Source organism: Clostridium sp. UBA2485, from assembly GCF_002341865.1.
Classification (GTDB): domain Bacteria; phylum Bacillota; class Clostridia; order Clostridiales; family Clostridiaceae; genus Clostridium_J.
The window spans coordinates 41,047-61,031 of sequence record NZ_DDOV01000053.1 but is presented as its reverse complement, the minus strand read 5'-3'; the positions used below and the strand labels follow the sequence as shown (position 1 = coordinate 61,031).

The window sequence follows — 19,985 nt, the reverse complement described above, 5'->3', positions numbered from 1 at the left end:
ATGGACAATTGTGGATATTTCTCAGTAGAAACTGAGAAATTTAAAATTGATTAACTGTAGCGGCGAACAGTGTTCTCCAGAAAATCCTTAGATATGAAAAAAGAACTGGCGAACAATGTTCGCCGCTACAAAAATTTAGCAATTGTAGTATCTCTATAGTATTGGTTAAATTTATTAGTGTTGTTCCGAGCTATACTGCACCTCAGGGGAACCCTAAAGGGCTTCACTGCTGTTCCCCAGAGGTGAAACAAAAAAACTAGCAATATAAAATTGCTAGTCAAAAAAATTCGTTCAAAGAAATTATTTTGTCTAAAAATAATTTCCACCTCAATTGTCAATTTTCCATTGTCAATTCTCAATTGCCTAACTATCTTTCTCCAAGTTTTAAGTTTGGTATGGCATTTAAGGTTAAGTCTGAGATTCTTCCGTTTAAGTATTCGAAATATGCTGCGCTTCCTATCATAGCTGCGTTGTCGGTACATAATATCATTGGAGGGAATAGTACTTTTATATCATTTTTCTCTCCAGCTTTTATCATGGATTCTCTTAAAGCAGAGTTAGCTGCAACCCCTCCAGCTATAGCAATTTTGTCTACTTTTTTTATTTTGCAAGCTTTTATAGCATTATCTACAAGTACATCTACTACTGCTTTTTGAAAAGATGCAGCAGTATCAGCTACGTTTATTTCTTCATTTTTCATTTCCATTTTGTTTAAATAGTTTAAAACTGATGATTTTATTCCACTAAAAGAAAAGTCTAAGCTTTCTTCATGAAAATTTGCTCTAGGAAACTTTATTGCATTTTCATTTCCTTCCTTAGCAATTTTATCAATTTTAGGTCCTCCTGGATATCCAAGTCCTAAAGCACGAGCAACTTTATCAAAGGCTTCTCCTGCTGCATCATCTCTAGTTTCTCCCATTACTTCAAAATCTCCATAGTCTTTCATATGTACTACAAAAGTATGTCCACCTGATACTACAAGGGTTACAAAAGGCGGCTCTAACTCTTTATATTCTATAAAATTTGCACTTATATGCCCCTCTATATGATTTACTCCAATTAACGGTATGTTTAAAGAATAAGCTAGAGATTTAGCATATTGAAGTCCAACTAACAACGCACCAACTAATCCTGGTCCATAAGTTACTCCTATAGCATCTATATCTTGAAAAGTTAAATTAGCCTCATCCAACGCTTCTTGAACCACTGCACTTATAGCTTCTATATGTTTTCTTGAAGCAACCTCTGGCACTACTCCTCCAAATTTTTGATGTATATCTATCTGAGAAGATATTATATTAGATAATACCTCTCTTCCATTAACCACTACCGCCGCAGAAGTTTCATCACAACTTGACTCTATAGCAAGTATTTTAAAATCCTTCTTCATAATGTCACCTACTTTTTTACTTTGTTTGATTAAAAAAGTTATTAATCCTTACTATTATACACTTTGATTATGTTTGTAATCAATTTCTTTAGAATAACTTTTTAAAGCATGCTTTACATAAAAGAGTTTTACCTTTATTTGCAGATATGGCATTTTCTTTTGAAATACCCTTACCACATATTTCGCAAAGTAGGGTATTATTATTTTCTTTCTTTTCTTTAAAATTATTGTTACCTATCTGATTTTTTTTATTTGAAGGTGGCGAATATTCTATAGGTTCTTGAGGATTATCTAATTTCTCTATAGAATAATTCATTTTATAGATGCTTTCTCCAAATAATTCAAGCTCAAAGCGAGGATTTTTTTCATCATAAAATTCTTCTATTATAAGCCTTCTAACTTGGGCATCATTTATAATAAGTCCACTTTTCTCTATACCATCAAAAATACTTTTAGTTATATTATTTGTATCAGGATGACGCTTTCGAGATTTATAATAAACTTTTAAAATTGCAATTAATGATTCACTAAGTACTACATTAGGGTTCTGTATCCTGCATTCATAAGCTATTTCTTCCTCATAAAGTGCATATCTATCATGATATTTTCCTGATCTATAAGGAAGTATAGCTCTACCATTTATATTGAAAAGCTTAAAATTAGATTTAGAAATAGGTGAACCTTTTACTATAACTTTTGCATAATTTTTACTCATAAATACTCCTTTTCGATCAATTAAAATTATTAAATTATAAATAATTGTTTTCCTAATTCTAAAATTATAACACAAAACATATGTTTGCACATAATTTACTTCATAAAATTTAACATTTTCATAACCTGTTTAACATTAAAATAACTTGAATTTGAACTAATGTTGGGCTTAATATATAATATATATTTAAATAACATAACCTAATAATAGGTATTTAAACAATCAGGGGGCACATTATGGCAAAAAACAAATATACAAAAAGTCTTTCAATGACTCTTATAAATACTATAGTATTTATAGGATTTCTGCTTCTTATTGATTCTTATAGAAGAAGTGAAGCAATACATGAAATCTTTATAGCTGGTGGTATTTATTTCGCAGTTATATATGTAATTCAGGTTATAACTTATAAGTTAGAAGAAAAAGGAGCTATTGTTGAACCTGAAACTAAAAATAAAAAAAACACTTAGAGACTTTTTATAAAAATGATTAATTAATGGTTACTTAACCAAAAGGATATCTGGATATTTCAGATATCCTTTTTTGATTAACAAAGTTATGCAATTGAGAATTGACTATTGACAAAGGAGAATTACTGATACTTCTCCTTTGTGGAGAAGTCTTAAATTGTTTTATTAAAAATCTCTCTAAAGAAATTAATTTACAAAATTAATTTCAACNNCCATCGTCAATTCTCAATTGTTTAAGTTGTGCATTATTTAAATAATGAAACATATAAATAATTAAAAGGTGGTGATTTTATTAGATTAAAAAATATTTCTCTAAAAGCTAAATTAATATCATTACTTGCTATCTTTCTTTTAATTTTAGTTATAATTTTTTCTATTAATCTATCTATAAAAAATAATAGAGAAGTAAAAAAAGAAATGATATATCATCAATTAATAGATGTTAAAGAACTTGTTACTGTTAAATATAATTATTCTCATGTAATATCACTAAAAGATAATTTTAAATTCAATGATTTAGTAATTCCTTTTACTGAAAAATCCCTTATTTTAAAATATGATGGGTATATAAAATCTGGGGTAATTTTAGATAAATCAGAGATAACATTAAAAGGTAATAAACTAATTATAACCTTGCCTAATTCTGTTATATTGGACCATATTATAAATGAGGACGATATATCAATACTAGATGAAAGAACTTCTATATTTAACCCCATTCAAAGCAATGATGTATTCGAAGAAATTTTAAAATCTAAAAAAGAGAGAGAAAATGAATTAATCAAAAGTGGATTTTTAAATGAAGTAAATACCACCACTGAAGAATTCTTAAAAAATTTCTTTGAAGAACTTAATTATGAAGTAACAGTAGAGTTTAGATAATTGAGAATTGACGATTGANNAGTTTAATTAAAACTAATTTCATCTTTAATTGTCAATTGTCCATTTTCAATTCTCCATTGCCTAACTACCAGCTTCCAGATGAGCCTCCTCCACCGGATGAGCCTCCACCGAAGCCGCCACCGCCTCCTGAGGATCCACCGCCAAAGCCACCACCGGAGCCACCTCTTCCGCCTCTTCGTCCAATACCACTAAAGAATAACATTCTGCATATTCTTCCTCTATTAAATATAACATCTATTAGTATTAAGAATATTATAAAACCTATACCTATATTTCCCAAAATAGAGTTTCCACTTTCTTGGGTACGAGAAACTTTCAAATTTTTTTCTAAGGTTACACCATATTCTTTGGCTATAGCATCAGCAAATGTACTATATGCTTCTAAGAGTCCTAAACTATATTCTCCATTTCTAAATCTAGGTTTTGCAACCTCTTCCATCACTTGATTGGAGTATATGTCTGGTATAGCTCCTTCAAGGCCTCTTCCTACTTCAACTCTCCATTTTTTATCTTCTACTGCTACAAGTATTAAAAGTCCATTGTCTTTATCTTTCTTACCTACTCCCCAAGTTCTAAAAAGCTTATTAGCATAATCTTCAATAGGATAATCATCTAAAGATTTTATTATTACGGTAGTCATTTCTGCAGAAGTTTTCTTTTCAACTTCTCCTCCTATCGCCATAAATTGCTGTTTGCTTTTCTTATCCAGTATTCCTACATAGTCATTTACATATTTATATTCTGTAACTTTAGGAAAATCTATTGCCCATGTAGCTTTAGGGACTATAAAAGTAAATAATAAAAAAAAGCTTAAAATTAAAGTTTTTAACTTATTATTCTTAATTAGCCTTCTCATAGATTATCACTTACTTAAACTCAACTTTTGGGACTTCTTTAGCACCTTCAGCTGCTTTATAGAATGGTTTTTCATCAAATCCAAACATAGAAGCTACAATATTAGTTGGAAATTTTCTTCTTTTGCTATTATACTCAGACACAATTTTATTATAATCTTCTCTTCCAATTGCTATTCTATTTTCTGTTCCTTCTAAAGCAATAGTTAAATCCTTAAAGTTTTGATTTGATTTTAATTCTGGATATCTTTCTACAACTACTAAGAGTCTTGATAATGCATTTGAAAGCTCTGCATCCGCATTAGCTCTTTCCTCTACTGTTTGAGCACCAGATAATTTTGCTCTAGATTCTGCAATTGATGTAAAAATTTCTTTTTCTTGTGATGCATAGCCCTGAACGGTAGATACTAAATTTGGTATTAAATCTGATCTTCTTTGAAGCTGAGCATCGATATTTGCTTCAGCAGTTTTTACCTGTTGATCTAATGAAACAAGCTTATTATATGTTCCCACTACTGGAAATAACATAATAACAAATACAACAACTACTATTAATACTGTTCTTAAAGTCTTTCCCATTTTAAAAACCTCCCTTATTCAATTCACAATTCACAATGTACATCCTTAACAATTAAGAATTAATAATGAAGAATGAAGAATTGTGGACATTTCTCAGCAGAGGCTGAGAAATTTAGAATCGGTTTGTTTTAAAAGTGACAGAGTCACTTTTATTAAAAATCTATTAAAGAAATTAGTTTGATAAAACTAATTTCCACCTTAATTCTTCATCCTTCACACTTAATTCTTAATTTCTATAGCTTCTCCATAATACTAGTTAAATTTATTAATATTGCTCCAAACTATACTGCACCTCAGGGGNNTTAAAGAAATTAATTCGTAAAGAATTAATTTTTTCCTTAATTATGCATTGTGAATTGTGCATTGTGAATTAATTTAAAGTTTTCCAAGTTCAACATATAAACATTGATTATTTTCTATATTGAACCCTAATTCTTTTGCTTTATTTATTACTTCATCATTATAAGAACCTGGTTGGAACCAAAGGTTTTTTATTCCATGTTCTTTTATAGTTTCTAGCGAATTTAATGCAATTTTAGGATTTACAATTACGCTTATGCCTTCCACCTTTTCTGGCAATTGTTCTACAGAAGAAGCTATTTTTATTCCTTCGATTTCATCATATTTAGGATTTATACCGTATACTGTATAACCTTTTTCCCCTAATCTTTTTAATATTTTGTATCCGAATTTACTTTGATCATCTGTTGCACCTAAAACAGCCCACTTTTTTATCTCAAGCATTTTATTCATAATACATCTCTCCTTCTTAGGCATTTATAATAAAATAACTGGTCAAATATAATCAGGATATTTTCTATGGTATACAGAATAATTTATACTAATAATGATATATGAACAAATTACCCCAAATCAAACTAAAAGAAAATACATATCATATTGATTAGCTATTTATTGATACCTTAATTAATATTTATTAAATTATTATCTCCAGCAAACTCACATATAATGTTATATTTTAAAATAATCATCATCTTATTACAAAAACATCTAATAACTTATAAAATTATTAGCTCTAGTAATATACAGTTTAACCATTATTCTAAAATATCACAATATATTTATATTATATTATACCTATTAAAGATTTTTGTAAATAATGTATAAAAATCTAATATTTTTGTGTTAGCACTAATCCAATCTTTGTTATATAATATAATATATAAAATAAGTGCTATATTATTGTGTATATAGTGTAACACATTATTTAATGGAGATAGAACCGTTGGAGAACAGTCTTATATAATTCACAGTTCACAATGCACAATTCACAATTGTGGATATTTCCCAGTTATCACTGAGAAATTTATAATTGATTGTTTTTTTGAAGTTACAAAGTAACTTTTTATGAAAGACTAGCAATAGTATTGCTAGTCAAATATAAATTTGAAGAAATTATTTTGCCAAAAAATAATTTCCTCCTTAATTGTGAACTGTGAATTGTGCATTGATTAAGTTGTTCGTTGGTTAATTAATTAAGTTAAGCAATAGAAAAGGAGATTTAAAATGTTGCCATTAAATGAAATAAGTGTTGATATAATTGAGGATGATTTAAGGTATCTTAAACTTTTATCTCACAAGTTCCCTACAATTTCAGATGCTTGTACGGAAATTATAAATCTTCAAGCTATATTGAACTTACCAAAAGGAACAGAGCACTTCCTTACAGATATTCATGGTGAATATGAAGCCTTTAATCATGTTTTAAAAAATGCTTCAGGAGTAATTAAAAGAAAAGTTAATGATATTTTTGGAAATACTCTAAGAGAGAGCGAAAAAAAGGAGTTATGTACATTAATATATTACCCTGAGCAAAAGCTTGAGCTTGTAATGCAAGAAGAAAAGGAGCTTGATGATTGGTATAGAATAACTTTATATCATCTTATAGAGATATGTAAATTAGTTTCTTCTAAATATACTAGATCTAAAGTTAGAAAAGCTTTACCGCCTGATTTTGCATATATTATTGAAGAACTATTACATGAACAGCAAGTCAGGCCAAATAAACAAGATTATTTTAATGGTATATTAGATACAATTATAAGAATTGGAAGAGCAAAGGAATTCATTATTGCTATTTCTCACGTTATTCAAAAGCTTATAGTTGATAGACTTCACATAGTAGGAGATATTTATGATAGAGGACCTGGGGCTCATATCATAATGGAAAGTTTAATGAAATATGATAATATAGACATTCAATGGGGCAATCATGATATATTATGGATGGGAGCCGCTGCTGGCTGTGAAAGTTGCATTGCCAATGTTATTCGTATTTCTACAAGATATGCTAATTTAGAAACGCTAGAAGAAGGTTATGGAATTAATCTATTGCCACTAGCTACCTTTGCTATGAACACTTATAGAGATGATCCTTGCAAATCTTTTAAACCAAAGGATACCGCAGGGAATTATAAAGAAAAAGATTTAAAGCTTATGTCTCAAATGCATAAAGCAATTTCTATAATTCAATTTAAGCTTGAAGGAGAAATAATACAAAGAAGACCAAGCTTTAATATGGAAAATAGATTACTTTTAGATAAAATTAATTTTGAAAAGGGTACAATAATAGTAGATGGTAAAGAATATGAGCTTAACGATATAAACTTCCCTACTATCGATCCTAAAAACCCATATAAACTTAATGATGAAGAAAAAGAATTGGTTTCTAGACTAAAATCTTCATTTTTAAGTAGTGAAAAGCTTCAAAGACACACTAGATATCTATTTTCCAAAGGTAGTTTATATTTAACTTATAACTCAAATCTTTTATATCATGCTTGTATTCCACTAGATAAAAATGGTGACTTTAGAAAAAGTAAAGTTGCTGGAAGAGAGTATAGTGGTAAAGCTTATTTAGATATAGCTGATAGAATTGCGAGAGAAGGTTATTTTAATAAAGGCAATGCAGAAACAGACTTATATGCCTTAGATTATTTATGGTATCTATGGTGTGGAGAAGATTCTCCTCTATTTGGTAAAAATAAAATGGCAACCTTTGAAAGATATTTTATCAATGATAAAGCAACTCATAAAGAATGTAAGGACCCTTATTTTGGATTTAGAGATAAAGAGGATATTTGTAATAAGATATTAGAAGAGTTTGGATTAGATTCAACTAGTTCTCATATTATAAATGGACACGTTCCTGTTAAAGCTGTTAAGGGAGAGAGTCCTATAAAAGCTAATGGTAAATTGCTAGTTATAGATGGAGGCTTCTCAAAGGCATATCAGCCTGAAACAGGGCTTGCAGGATATACACTAATTTATAACTCCTATGGATTACAGCTTGTATCACATGAGCCATTTGAATCTACTCAAAAAGCAATAGAAGAAGGAAATGATATATTATCTTCCTCTATAATACTTGAAACTACAAAATCAAGGCAAAGAATAGGAGATACAGACATAGGAAAAGAACTAATAACTCAAATTAATGATTTAGAAAAACTCCTTATGGCTTATAGAAAAGGCCTTATTAAGGAGCTTAAATAAATATATATAAATTATATATAGATATATATTTAAAAATTCTTAACAATCCAAAAGGGGGAGGTGAAAGCTGACCCCTATTTTTTATACAAAATTTTACTTAATTCACAATTCACAATGCAAAATTCACAATTGTGGATATTTCTCAGCAGAGGCTGAGAAATTTAGAATTGATTGTTTTTTGAAGTTGCAAGGCAACTTCTTATAAAAAAAACTAGCAACGTAAAATTGCTAGTCAAAAATCTGTTTAAAGAAATTATTTTACCTAAAAATAATTTCTACCTTAATTGTCAATTGTCCATAGTCAATTTTCCATTGATTAAGTTGTGCATTAGTTTAAGTTAAATATACTTTATTTTTTTAAAACAGCTTATAAATATATATATATATTATAAATTCTTAACAATCCGAAGGGGGAAGGTGAAAACCTCCCCTATTTTTTTCGTACAAAACTTTACTTTATTTAATTCACAACTCACATCTTATTAATTAAAAATTAATAATGAAGAATGAAGAATTTATGGATACTTCTCTCTTATAAGAGAAGTCTTTAATTGATTTATCCCGAAGTTACACAATAACTTTGTAACTTTCTATAATAAAATATCAATTGTATTGCTAACTAAAAATTAGTTAAAGAAATTAGTTTAGATAAACTAATTTTAACCTCAATTGTCAATTTTCCATAGTCAATTCCCCATTGGTTAAGTTTCCCGGAGGTGGAAAATGGTGAATAGCATTCGCCATAGCATTTTTTATATTAATATCAAATTATGATATGTACAAAAAAAAGATGGCGAACAATGTTCGCCGCTACAAAATCTATTTGGAGAAATTATTTTGTTTAAAAATAATTTTAACCATAATTCTTCATTCTTCATACTTAATTCTTAATTATCATAAGTTCTTCATAAAGTTAGTTAAAATTATTATATATTGCTCCAGACAATACTTGTCCATTATCAATTATCCAATCTATTGTTAACACAAAAAAAACAATACCCACAACAAGGAGGCTATCTTGTTGTGGGTATTGCTTGTGTTTCGGTTTTTAATATTTTAATATTAAAAAAGGGGGATAGATATTAATTACCTAAAGATAATTTATTAACCAACGTCAATTAATTATCTGAGGTTAACTAATCGCATAAATTAATTGGTTTTCGGCATCTTTGACTAGTTATTTTAGATGCCTATCTATTCTAATTTTAAGTTGAGCTGTCATCGTTTTTCCACTCTCTTATAAATTCCACAGATACTACGTCCCCTTCTTTATAAGAGTCTTTAATTTTATTTATTTCTTGAACTGTACCAACCTTTTTATTAGCAAATTTAACTATTACATCTCCTGGTTGAAGCCCACCTTTTTGAGCTACACTCAAGCTTTCTACCTTTTCTATATAAATTCCAACAGGTAGCTTATTAGCCTTTGCTAATTCTTCATTAAGATTTATAGCAGGCGATTCCTAATTTTAATACTGGCTTTGTTAGGTTATCAAGTTTATTAGAGTACTTCATTTATTGGAATTGAGAATCCTAAACCTTCAACTCCCTGCTTGACCTATCTTAGCTGTATTTATTCCAATTACTTGTCCTTTAGAGTTAATTAATGGTCCACCACTATTACCTGGGTTGATAGCGGTATCAGTTTGTATTAACTTTAATGTTTTACCATCTTCAAACTTGCATTTCTCTGTTTAAGGCACTTATAATACCTGTTGTTACTGAACCAGAGAATTCTTTTCCTAATGGATTTCCTATAGCTACAACCTGTTCTCCAACTTCTAGATGCATCTGAATCACCAAACTCTAACACTCCTGGCATCTCTACTTTTTCTGCTATTTTAAGAACTGCCAAGTCTGCATCTTCTTGATAATTTACAACTTTAGCAGAAACTTCTTTACCATTATGGAATATTACTTTAACTTCAGAAGCTCCTTTAATAACATGATAGTTAGTTAAAACAGTATCCATTTCTCATTAAATATAAATCCTGAACCAATTCCTTCTTGTAATTCAGATTGCCATCTAAGGGAATTTTGGTTTATGGATTTTGTAGCAACTCCCACAACTGCTGGCGAAGCCTTTTTAGCAATTTCTGGTATGCTCATAGATGATGTATTGTCTACTGTGGTAGAAGTATTAGTAACTGTCTCTTTATTAGAAACTGCACTCTTATTATTAATGTTATTTATTATAGTATAAGTAGCTGTACCTCCTACAGTCCCTCCAAGTAATGAACAAATAAGTGCTATTGCTATAAGGCTGCCAGCTTTTTTATTCTTTTTTTGTTTTTTAGGACTTTCTACTGTGAACTTTGTATCATATATGTATGTTTTTTCTACTTCTTTACTAGTTGTATTGTTAGAATCGTTAAACTCATTCATGATATATAATCTCCTTTCATTAATGCTATAACTAAATGTTAGTATAGTTATATGTTTTTTCTGTGTCTGTATAATGTCAATTCTGTGTCATTATAAAAATTTTGTATTTTAACAGAATTAATTATAGCTAATCTTTTTTAATAATTTTAAAGATAGATTTCTTATCATTATGAGCTTAATTTAATTCACAACCTATTAATTAAAAATTAATGATGAAGAATGAAGAATTTATGGATATTTCTCAACAAAAGTTGAGAAATTTAGAATTGATTTGTTTTATGATCACTTTTATTAAAAATTAATTTCTTCAATAATTATCACATTATTTTAATTTCTCCATTGTCTAACTGTAGCGGTGAACAGTGTTCATCCATAATATTTTTTATATTGATATTAAATTATGATATGTACAAAAGAAAAGTGGCGAACAATGTTCGCCGCTACAAAAAATCTATTAAAGAAATTAATTTGCTCAAAACTAATTTCCTCCTTAATTTTCAATTGTCCATCGTCAATTCTCAATTGACTAAACTGTTTTATTTGTTTGCATAAATATCTATAACTTTTAATATTACTTCAACAGCTTTTTCCATTGATTCAATTACAATGTATTCAAATTTGCCGTGGAAGTTATGTCCACCAGTAAATATATTTGGAGTTGGTAATCCCATATAAGAAAGCTTTGATCCATCTGTACCTCCTCTTACAGGTATTACAAGTGGCTCTACATTTAATTGCTTCATAGCTTCTATTGCAGTTTCAACTATGTGCATTTCAACTTCAATTTTTTCTCTCATATTATAGTAAGTATCACTTATATCTATTTCAACAGTTCCTTCACCATATTTTTTATTTAATTCTGAAGCTATTTCCTTCATATAAGTTTTTCTAGCTTCAAATTTATCCATATAAAAGTCTCTTATTAAGAAAGATGCCTTTGCTTCTTCTACTTCCCCATGCACTTCGTCAAGCATATAAAAACCTTCATATCCTTCTGTAGTTTCAGGCCTTTCATTTTCAGGAAGTTTATTTATATATTCCATAGCTATTAAGCTCGCATGTATCATTTTGCCTTTTGCTGAACCTGGATGAACATTTCTACCATGGAATTTAACTTCAACACTAGCAGCATTAAAAGTTTCATATTGAACTTCCCCAATTTCACCGCCATCTAATGTATAGGCAAAATCAGCATTAAATTTTTCAACATCAAAATTATTGCATCCTGTTCCTACTTCTTCATCTGGAGTGAAAGCAACTTTTATAGTTCCATGTTTTATTTCTGGATGATTTATTAAGTATTCCATAGCTGTCATTATTTCAGCTATACCTGCCTTGTCATCTCCACCTAACAAAGTAGTACCATCTGTTGTAATCAGTGTTTTTCCTACGTAATTTTTAACTTCTGGAAAATCTTTTGTTGTTAAAATTGTATTCTCATTTAGCTTTATATCTTTACCATCATAATTTTTAACTATTTGTGGATTAACATTTGTACCAGAATAATCTGGTGCCGTATCCATATGAGCTAAGAATCCTATTGTTGGTACTTTTTTATCTATATTTGATGGTAGTGTTGCAGTAACGAAGCCCTTATCATCCATAGCTACATCAGTCATACCTATTGCTTGTAATTCTTCTACAAGGCTTTTTCCAAAAACTAATTGTCCCTCTGTACTAGGCAATGTATTTGAATTTTCGTCACTTTTAGTATCATATTTTACATAGTTTAAAAATCTCTCTACAAGTTTTGACATTATCATCCCTACCTTTTTTTATAAATATTTGCAATATTTATTTTATTATATCACCTTCTTAAATTCACCTCAATTTAATTCACAATTCACAATGCAAAATTCATAATTGTGGACATTTCTCAGCAAAAGCTGAGAAATTTAGAATTGATTTCTACCTTAATTATGTATTCACCTCCACCCCTGGGGTCTATAAGAAAATTATCAAATTTAAGTGAAATTAAGGTAGATACATAAATTTAATATATAACCACTTTTCAATTATACCCCTGGGGTACAGTATGGTAGAAAAGAGTATTTAATACATTGACTCATATTCCAATTATATTGCTTATCTCCATTAATATTGGCTTAAGTTTTTAGGTAATGTTGTGAACTATACTGCACCTCAGGGGAACCCTAAAGGGCTTCACTACTGTTCCCCAGAGGTGGAAAAGAATGGCGAACACTGTTCGCCGCTACAAAAGATCAGTTAAAGAAATTATTTTGCTTAAAAATAATTTCCACATTAATTGTCAATTGTCCATCGTCAATTCTCAATTGATTAACTTGTTTATAGTATAATTTTTCAAATTTTCTTGATATAATAATATTGTTATCACATAAAAGGGAGGTTTTAAAAATGATTGATTTATCAAAAGGTTTAAGCTTTAATTCTTATTTAAAGAAATCACAAGAAAATTATGGAGATATTCAAGATAAAGCTTATAATAATACTAACTTATCAGGAAATGCTAAGGAAGAGATTAAAAAATTAGATAAAATTATTCATGCTACTGTATTTACTGAAGGCTTTTGTCCAGACTGTATAGTTACAATTCCATTTATACAAAAATTAAGTGAAGAAAACTCTAATTTGAAAATTCATTACATGCCAAGAACAGGCTTTGAAGATTTCTTGGAAGAAGCAGTGGGAAGTAAGTCCATCCCAACTATTATAACTTTTGATGAAGACATGAATCCTAAAGGTGCATATGTAGAAACGCCAAAAGAGCTTCAGGAAAAGATGGTGGGATTATCTCAGGAAGAAAGAAAAGCAGTCTATAGTGAATATAGAAATGGAAAATATAATAACTTAATTGAAAAAAATTTATTAGATATAATATTATAAAAAAATCGTGACTAAAAGTCACGATTTTTTATAATAAATAATTTTGCAAGTTAATACTTTTCTCCAAATTGATCTACAACTTCCATATCCTTCTCCAATATTCCATGAGCATATCTGATTTCTATTATTATTCTTATATAATTTATGAGTACAACTATTAATGCTATTAATATAAGTATAGTAATAAAAATATATAATCTATACAAAGTAAAGTTAAATCCAGATGCTGAAGAAAGTGCCACAACTAGAGACCATATTAATATTATACTAGATAATATTAAAGATACGATAATAGAATCTCTAAATCCTTTCCATACTTTTTTAATCTTTAAAGCCCAGAAGTTCTTATCTTTCTCCTCATACATTTTAGAAATTCCAACACATATAGAATACACACCAAATAAAATTATAATGCTTGATATAATCCCGATTAACATATATGGTCCATCAGTCTTAAACATATAAGCAATTTCCTCTTTAGATTCTACAATTTCTGGAATTGATACCTTAGATGAAATAAATAATGTTATAATACTTAAACCCAATATAGCACTATAAGAGATTGCTGCATTTTTAAAATGCTTATTTTTATCCTTTAACTTAGAGCAGCCATAAATTATTAATACATATCCAATAAGACTAGTAATAAAGTTTACTTTGTCCAGACTTTTAATTGGAATATTAAATAATAAGATAAATCCCCAAAATACTGCATTTAAAGGTAACATACCTCTCCCCCTTTTAATTTTTTACAAAATTTTATAAAGCCTCTATATATAATATTCCATTTTATGTACTTAATTCCTTTAATACTTTTATATTGATATTAAATTATGATATATGCAAAAAAAGTGGCGAAGAGTATTTGCCATAATATTTTTTATATTAATATTAGATTTTGATATGTATAAAAAAAAGTGGCGAACTTAGCTTAATGCACAATGCAAAATGCAAAATTCACAATTATGGATATTTCTCAGTTGAAACTGAGAAATTTAAAACTGATTGTTTTTTTAAAGTTACAAAGTAAATTTATATAAAAAAAACTAGCAATATAAAATTGCTAGTTAAAAATCTATTTAAAGAAATTATTTTATTTAAAAATAATTTCATCCTTAATTGTGCATTGTGAATTTTGAATTATGAATTGTCTAACCTTTTCCATTAAAGTATTCGCAATGTTGAACTATTGGACATTCTTCACATTTTGGCTTACGAGCATTGCAGATTTTTCTTCCATGCCATATTAAGTAATGATGAGCATCACTCCACATTTCCTTAGGGATATTTTTCATGAGTTTTTGCTCTACCTCATCTACATTTTTTCCCTTTGCAATTCCAATTCTATTTGAAAGTCTAAACACATGGGTATCAACAGCTATTGCAGGAACACCAAAAGCATTGGATAATACAACATTAGCAGTTTTTCTTCCCACACCTGGAAGTTCTATAAGCTCTTCCATGGTTTTAGGCACTTCCCCTCCATGCTTTTCTAAAAGCATTCTACAGCATCCTAAAATGTTCTTACTCTTATTTTTATAAAAGCCACAACTTCTTATCTTTTCTCCTAGTTCTTCTTCCGTTAAAGTAACTATAGCTTTCGGAGTATTATATTCTTTATATAATTCTTTAGTAACTATATTAACTCTCTCGTCAGTACATTGTGCTGATAGAATAGTTGATATTAAAAGTTCAAAAGGCGTAGTAAAATCAAGTCCGCATTTTGTCCCTCCATAAACTTTACTTAATATATCTAAAACTTTACCTCTATTTTCTTTATTCATTATATCACCCTATTTCTTAAGTTTAATAAGACATCTAAAATAAAATAATAAGTCAAAGATGCGACGTCTATTTTATGGTAGACAAATTAACATTTTCGCCCATAGTTTAGCTATGAGTGAATTATTCTGATGCAATATGGCTAAAAATAGACTAATATACTGACTAATTATTTTTTGAAGATATCTAATATTTCTTAATATATTATATCAACTTTAACTTATAATACACAACTTTTCAATTAACAATACATAATAAAGAAAACTTTATATTATATTTCATTAAAAAACTCATCTATCTTTTGTTAGTTATCTTATTTTACAAATTTATTTTAAAAATTTTTCAATAATATGAATAAAAAACTAGTAATTAGGCAAACTAATTAATGAATACGATAAGAAAACTCCAAATATAACAAAGACATAACATATTCTTATTAATAAAAAACTTAAGAATATTCCTTAATTGCAATTAACAAAAAGACTTACTAGAAGAATTTCTAGTAAGTCTTTTTGTTTTTTCTATATAATCTCTTCAAGAATTACAGTTCTTTTATAAAATTTAAATTTTTTATAGAAGTTTAATACTTCTTCATTCCCCTCAGCTACTCCTATTATTTTTCTCTTTGAATCATTCTCATTAAGATAAATTAATGCTCTTTCCATTAATTCTTCACCTATTCCCTGTCCTCTGTATTCTTTTTCTAGGTAAAGAGAATCAACTTCACCAACTAAGTCTAAATTTATTGTACTTATACAATAGCCTATATATGTTTTTTTATCTAAATCTTTAATTAAATCTATATTTACCTTTAAATCTTTATTATAAAATTTCTCTTTTCTAAGCTCAAAAGTAAATTTTTCATAATTATGAGAAAAATTATTAGAATTTCCCATATGGTGATTATTTAGTTTATCCCATAATGGCTCTATTAAGTCTAAAAGCTCTATACCTCCATTAATATAAGCAATATTATTCATTTTTTTCACCTTTACCTTCTTTGTTTTTATTAATATAAATATTTAGAACTTTAATAATTTTAAACATTAAAATTATAAGGATAATAAGTCCAATTCCTTTTAAAGCCTCATTAAAAATATTAAATCCCATTAAAAAATTAACCCACCATGACGTTTCCATAATAATTCCCCCTTAAATTTATAATCATATACATTTTAACATAATTTACAAAATATCACTTGAACAATTAAAAATTGACAACGGGCTATGGATAATTATGGAAATCTTTCAACATTAACCTTTCACCCCTGGGGTTTATAACAAAATTATATATTTTTAGCAAGATTAAAGTAGTTACAAAATTTAAATCTGTAACTACTTTCTAATTAAAGCAGTATGACATGTCACTGTATCTACAGTATTAGACTATATTTTAATTATATTGCTTATCTCCATAATACTAGTGTAAGATCACTAATTTTCTTCCGAACTATACTCCACCCTTCAGCAATTGAAAATTGACGATTGACAATGGAGAATTATTGATACTTCTCCTTTACATGAGAAGCTTTGAATTGATTTATTTTTAAAGAAATTAATTTACAAAATTAATTTCCGCCGCAATTGTCAATTGTCCATTGATTAAGTTCCCCAGAGGTGGAATAATAAAAAACTAGCAATGCAATTGCTAGTTTTTTTGTATTATTATTTATTATTTATTTCCTATGCCTTTTTCTCTTAATTTTTGAAGCATATCAGCTGTCATTTTATCTAAATCATATTCAGCTTTAAATCCCCATTCTTCTTTAGCAGCTGTTGGGTCAATTGAATCTGGCCAAGTATTAGCTATTCCTTGTCTTACTGGATCTGGCTCATAGCTGATCTGAAATTCTGGTATATGTTTTTTAATTGCAGCTGCGATCTGTTCTGGTTCAAAGCTCATTGCTGTTATATTAAAAGCATTTCTATGTTTTAACTTTGATGGATCAGCTTCCATTAATGTTATTATTGCATTTATAGCATCTGGCATATACATCATATCCATATAAGTTCCCTTATCAATGTATGAAGTATATTTTCCACTTTTTAATGCTTCATAATAAATATCAACAGCATAATCTGTTGTTCCACCACCTGGAGGTGCTACATAAGATATAAGACCTGGGAATCTGACTCCTCTTGTATCTACACCAAATTTAGTATGATAATAATCACATAATAACTCTCCAGAAACCTTTGTCACACCATACATAGTTTTTGGTCTTTGAATTGTATCCTGTGGAGTATTTACTTTTGGAGTATCTGGACCAAAAGCTCCTATTGAACTTGGTGTGAAAAATTTGCAATTTAGTTCCCTTGCAACTTCTAAGGCATTAACAAGCCCACCCATATTTATATCCCAAGCTAATTGAGGTTTAGCTTCAGCTACTGCTGAGAGTAATGCAGCTAAGTGAATTATTGAGTCAACCTCATATTTTTTAGCTATTTCAAGCATTGCACTTCTATCAGTAACATCTAATATTTCAAATACTCCACCCTCAACTATAGGGTTTCCTTCTGGTTTTCTTATATCTGTAGCAATAACATTATCACGTCCATAAACTTCTCTTAACTTTGCTACTAATTCCGTACCAATTTGTCCTAAACAACCTGTAACTAATATCTTTTTCATAATTGTTACACCCCCAAGCTTTATCTTTTAGATTATTCCCATCTCTTTTCCTACTTTTTCATATACTTTAATAGCTTCATCTAACATTTCCTTAGTATGAGCTGCTGAAGGCATATTTCTAACTCTCGCTGTACCCATTGGAACTGTTGGGAATACAATAGATTTTGCATATACTCCTTCTTCATATAATTTCTTACTAAATTCTTGTGCTTTATCAGCTTCTCCTATTATACATGGAGTGATTGGAGTTTCACTATTTCCTATATTAAAGCCTAATTCTTTTAAGCCTTTCTTTAAATAATTTCCATTTTCCCATAGTTTATCATGAAGTTCTGTGCTTTCAGTCAATATTTTTATAGCTTCTATACAAGCACCTGCGGCTCCTGGTGTTAATGCAGTTGAAAATAGGAACGGTCTCCCTCTAACTTTTAACCAATCAATTAAATCTTTAGAGCCAGCAACATATCCTCCAACTACACCAATAGCTTTAGATAATGTACCTATTTGGAAATCTATTTTATCTGATAATCCGAAATGTTTAACAGTTCCTGCTCCTTTTCCTAAGACCCCTGAACCGTGTGCATCGTCAACATATGTAATCAGATCAAATTCTTCAGCTATTTCCACTATTTCAGGAAGTTTAGCTATATCGCCATCCATAGAGAACACACCATCAGTTATAACCATTATTTTTTCATATAATCCTGACTCTTTGGCTTCCTTCGCTTTTGCTCTTAAATCGGCCATATCAGAATGTTCAACTCTTATAATTTTTGCTCCTGATAATCTACATCCATCTATAATTGATGCATGGTTTAATGCATCTGAAAGTATAGCATCTTTTTTACCCATAACTGCTGAAATTGCAGCCATATTACAATTAAATCCAGATTGGAAAGCTATTGCAGCTTCAGTATGTTTAAACTCTGCTAATCTTTTTTCAAGTTCTGAGTGTATATCTAATGTTCCGTTAATTGTTCTAACTGCTCCTGCTCCTGCTCCGTATTTTTTAGTAGCTTCAATTGTAGCTTCAATCATTCTTGAATGAGTAGCAAGTCCTAGGTAATTATTTGATGAAAGATTTATAAGTTCTTTTCCATCAATATTTATAATTGGACCATTTGCTCCATTTATAATATTAATTTCATTATATAAGCCTTTACTTCTAAGGTCTTGTAAATTATCTTTTAAGAATTTTTCCAATGATTTACTTCCCATGTCTATACCTCCATATAAAACTTTTTACCTTTATTATATTCTTCATTTATTATTTAAAATCCTTTTTTATAGAAAGTTTAAGTTATTTGCAATATTATGACATATTACATAGAATAAGCCCGTAATAATCATATTATTCACTGAGTTTATTCTATGATATGTAAATATTATACTTCATACTCTTTAAATTTAATCCATCCTCTTTTAGACAAATACTTTAAATATGTTACTAACCTGTATAGTTCACCATTAACATCTTCTTTATACTTTTCTGCCATAAGCTTTGCAATATCATACACTGTCCTGCTTCCATCCATATGTTTCCATACCATAGAGCATCTATCATCTAGCTCTAAATTAGTCATAGGAGTTCTTCTAACCATCCAAGCTAAGAATTTCTTTACTGGATCATTGATCTTTAAGCATAAAATAACTTTTCCATTTTCTTCTTTCCAGTCATTATGTTTAATTTCTGGTACAAACAGAGCAAAATTATGTTTTGTATCAGGCTCTTGATTTTCTATTTCTTCTTGTTTGAGTTTCTTATTTCTCATGTAAAATTCCTCCTAATAACTCATAACTGACTACTAACTATAAGATATTTTAATATAAATTTATATAATTAAATTGTATACATTTTAGAAAAAATATGCTAATAATATAGCAATTCGCTTGC

General features: G+C 28.8%; 21 protein-coding genes and 1 pseudogene. 4 read left to right on the top strand and 18 right to left on the bottom strand.

The annotated features are described in order from the left end of the window. Positions 1–367: 367 nt before the first annotated feature. On the bottom strand, positions 368–1,390 hold the full coding sequence (gene tsaD / locus B3603_RS11025; RefSeq protein WP_291564608.1) for a tRNA (adenosine(37)-N6)-threonylcarbamoyltransferase complex transferase subunit TsaD: 1,023 nt from the start codon (positions 1,388–1,390) through the stop codon (positions 368–370). 88 nt (positions 1,391–1,478) lie between these two features. Beyond that, entirely contained in the window at positions 1,479–2,105 is a 627-nt protein-coding gene (locus B3603_RS11020; protein ID WP_291564605.1) for a RusA family crossover junction endodeoxyribonuclease, read from the bottom strand. Between the two features lie 236 nt (positions 2,106–2,341). On the opposite strand from B3603_RS11020, the gene B3603_RS11015 reads away from it, so the two are divergent. Both B3603_RS11015 and B3603_RS11010 read left to right on the top strand, forming a co-directional pair. Beyond that, complete coding sequence (locus B3603_RS11015; RefSeq protein ID WP_291564602.1) at positions 2,342–2,575, top strand: hypothetical protein; 234 nt, start codon at positions 2,342–2,344, stop codon at positions 2,573–2,575. A gap of 417 nt (positions 2,576–2,992) precedes the next feature. Further along, the gene (locus B3603_RS11010; RefSeq protein ID WP_291564599.1) at positions 2,993–3,457 is read left to right on the top strand and encodes a DUF4230 domain-containing protein; all 465 of its coding nucleotides are present in this window, start codon (positions 2,993–2,995) and stop codon (positions 3,455–3,457) included. An 85-nt stretch (positions 3,458–3,542) separates the two neighbouring features. On the opposite strand, the gene B3603_RS11005 is transcribed toward B3603_RS11010, so the two are convergent. The 3 genes from B3603_RS11005 to B3603_RS10995 form a co-directional block, all read right to left on the bottom strand. Continuing rightward, entirely contained in the window at positions 3,543–4,334 is a 792-nt protein-coding gene (locus B3603_RS11005; protein WP_291564596.1) for a TPM domain-containing protein, read from the bottom strand. Between the two features lie 10 nt (positions 4,335–4,344). After that, entirely contained in the window at positions 4,345–4,911 is a 567-nt protein-coding gene (locus tag B3603_RS11000; RefSeq protein ID WP_039635477.1) for a LemA family protein, read from the bottom strand. A gap of 375 nt (positions 4,912–5,286) precedes the next feature. Beyond that, positions 5,287–5,664 (bottom strand): CoA-binding protein, encoded by a 378-nt coding sequence (locus tag B3603_RS10995; RefSeq protein WP_039635475.1) that lies wholly within the window; start codon positions 5,662–5,664, stop codon positions 5,287–5,289. 774 nt (positions 5,665–6,438) lie between these two features. Between B3603_RS10995 and B3603_RS10990 the strand changes: the two genes are divergently transcribed. Beyond that, positions 6,439–8,427 (top strand): fructose-1,6-bisphosphatase, encoded by a 1,989-nt coding sequence (locus tag B3603_RS10990; RefSeq protein WP_291564591.1) that lies wholly within the window; start codon positions 6,439–6,441, stop codon positions 8,425–8,427. A gap of 1,205 nt (positions 8,428–9,632) precedes the next feature. On the opposite strand, the gene B3603_RS10985 is transcribed toward B3603_RS10990, so the two are convergent. The 6 genes and pseudogenes from B3603_RS10985 to pepT form a co-directional block, all read right to left on the bottom strand. Further along, positions 9,633–9,806 (bottom strand): PDZ domain-containing protein, encoded by a 174-nt coding sequence (locus B3603_RS10985; protein ID WP_291564588.1) that lies wholly within the window; start codon positions 9,804–9,806, stop codon positions 9,633–9,635. Between the two features lie 162 nt (positions 9,807–9,968). Beyond that, positions 9,969–10,061 (bottom strand): trypsin-like serine protease, encoded by a 93-nt coding sequence (locus B3603_RS10980; protein ID WP_291564614.1) that lies wholly within the window; start codon positions 10,059–10,061, stop codon positions 9,969–9,971. A 40-nt stretch (positions 10,062–10,101) separates the two neighbouring features. After that, on the bottom strand, positions 10,102–10,230 hold the full coding sequence (locus B3603_RS10975; protein ID WP_291564617.1) for a hypothetical protein: 129 nt from the start codon (positions 10,228–10,230) through the stop codon (positions 10,102–10,104). A gap of 40 nt (positions 10,231–10,270) precedes the next feature. Continuing rightward, positions 10,271–10,399, bottom strand: a pseudogene (locus tag B3603_RS10970) (trypsin-like peptidase domain-containing protein); the annotation flags it as partial. Then, positions 10,384–10,812: a hypothetical protein gene (locus tag B3603_RS10965; RefSeq protein WP_291564584.1), complete on the bottom strand. Its 429-nt coding sequence runs from the start codon at positions 10,810–10,812 to the stop codon at positions 10,384–10,386. The gene B3603_RS10965 and the pseudogene B3603_RS10970, both read right to left, overlap by 16 nt. 536 nt (positions 10,813–11,348) lie before the next feature. Continuing rightward, on the bottom strand, positions 11,349–12,569 hold the full coding sequence (pepT, locus tag B3603_RS10960) for a peptidase T (protein ID WP_291564582.1): 1,221 nt from the start codon (positions 12,567–12,569) through the stop codon (positions 11,349–11,351). A 619-nt stretch (positions 12,570–13,188) separates the two neighbouring features. Here pepT and B3603_RS10955 point away from each other — a divergent pair. Continuing rightward, positions 13,189–13,677 (top strand): thioredoxin family protein, encoded by a 489-nt coding sequence (locus tag B3603_RS10955; RefSeq protein ID WP_291564581.1) that lies wholly within the window; start codon positions 13,189–13,191, stop codon positions 13,675–13,677. A 50-nt stretch (positions 13,678–13,727) separates the two neighbouring features. On the opposite strand, the gene B3603_RS10950 is transcribed toward B3603_RS10955, so the two are convergent. The 7 genes from B3603_RS10950 to B3603_RS10920 form a co-directional block, all read right to left on the bottom strand. Next, positions 13,728–14,405, bottom strand: a complete 678-nt coding sequence (locus B3603_RS10950; protein ID WP_291564580.1) for a hypothetical protein — start codon at positions 14,403–14,405, stop codon at positions 13,728–13,730. Between the two features lie 423 nt (positions 14,406–14,828). Further along, a complete protein-coding gene (nth, locus tag B3603_RS10945; protein ID WP_291564579.1) occupies positions 14,829–15,461 on the bottom strand; it encodes an endonuclease III in 633 nt (210 codons plus the stop codon). A 519-nt stretch (positions 15,462–15,980) separates the two neighbouring features. After that, on the bottom strand, positions 15,981–16,439 hold the full coding sequence (locus B3603_RS10940; protein WP_291564577.1) for a GNAT family N-acetyltransferase: 459 nt from the start codon (positions 16,437–16,439) through the stop codon (positions 15,981–15,983). Then, positions 16,432–16,599, bottom strand: a complete 168-nt coding sequence (locus tag B3603_RS10935; protein ID WP_291564575.1) for a hypothetical protein — start codon at positions 16,597–16,599, stop codon at positions 16,432–16,434. Before B3603_RS10935 ends, B3603_RS10940 begins: the two co-directional genes overlap by 8 nt. 532 nt (positions 16,600–17,131) lie before the next feature. Next, on the bottom strand, positions 17,132–18,091 hold the full coding sequence (locus tag B3603_RS10930) for an L-threonine 3-dehydrogenase (RefSeq protein ID WP_291564572.1): 960 nt from the start codon (positions 18,089–18,091) through the stop codon (positions 17,132–17,134). A 27-nt stretch (positions 18,092–18,118) separates the two neighbouring features. Beyond that, entirely contained in the window at positions 18,119–19,309 is a 1,191-nt protein-coding gene (locus tag B3603_RS10925; RefSeq protein ID WP_291564569.1) for a glycine C-acetyltransferase, read from the bottom strand. A 167-nt stretch (positions 19,310–19,476) separates the two neighbouring features. Beyond that, on the bottom strand, positions 19,477–19,863 hold the full coding sequence (locus tag B3603_RS10920; RefSeq protein ID WP_291564567.1) for a PqqD family protein: 387 nt from the start codon (positions 19,861–19,863) through the stop codon (positions 19,477–19,479). Between the last annotated feature and the right edge of the window lie 122 nt (positions 19,864–19,985).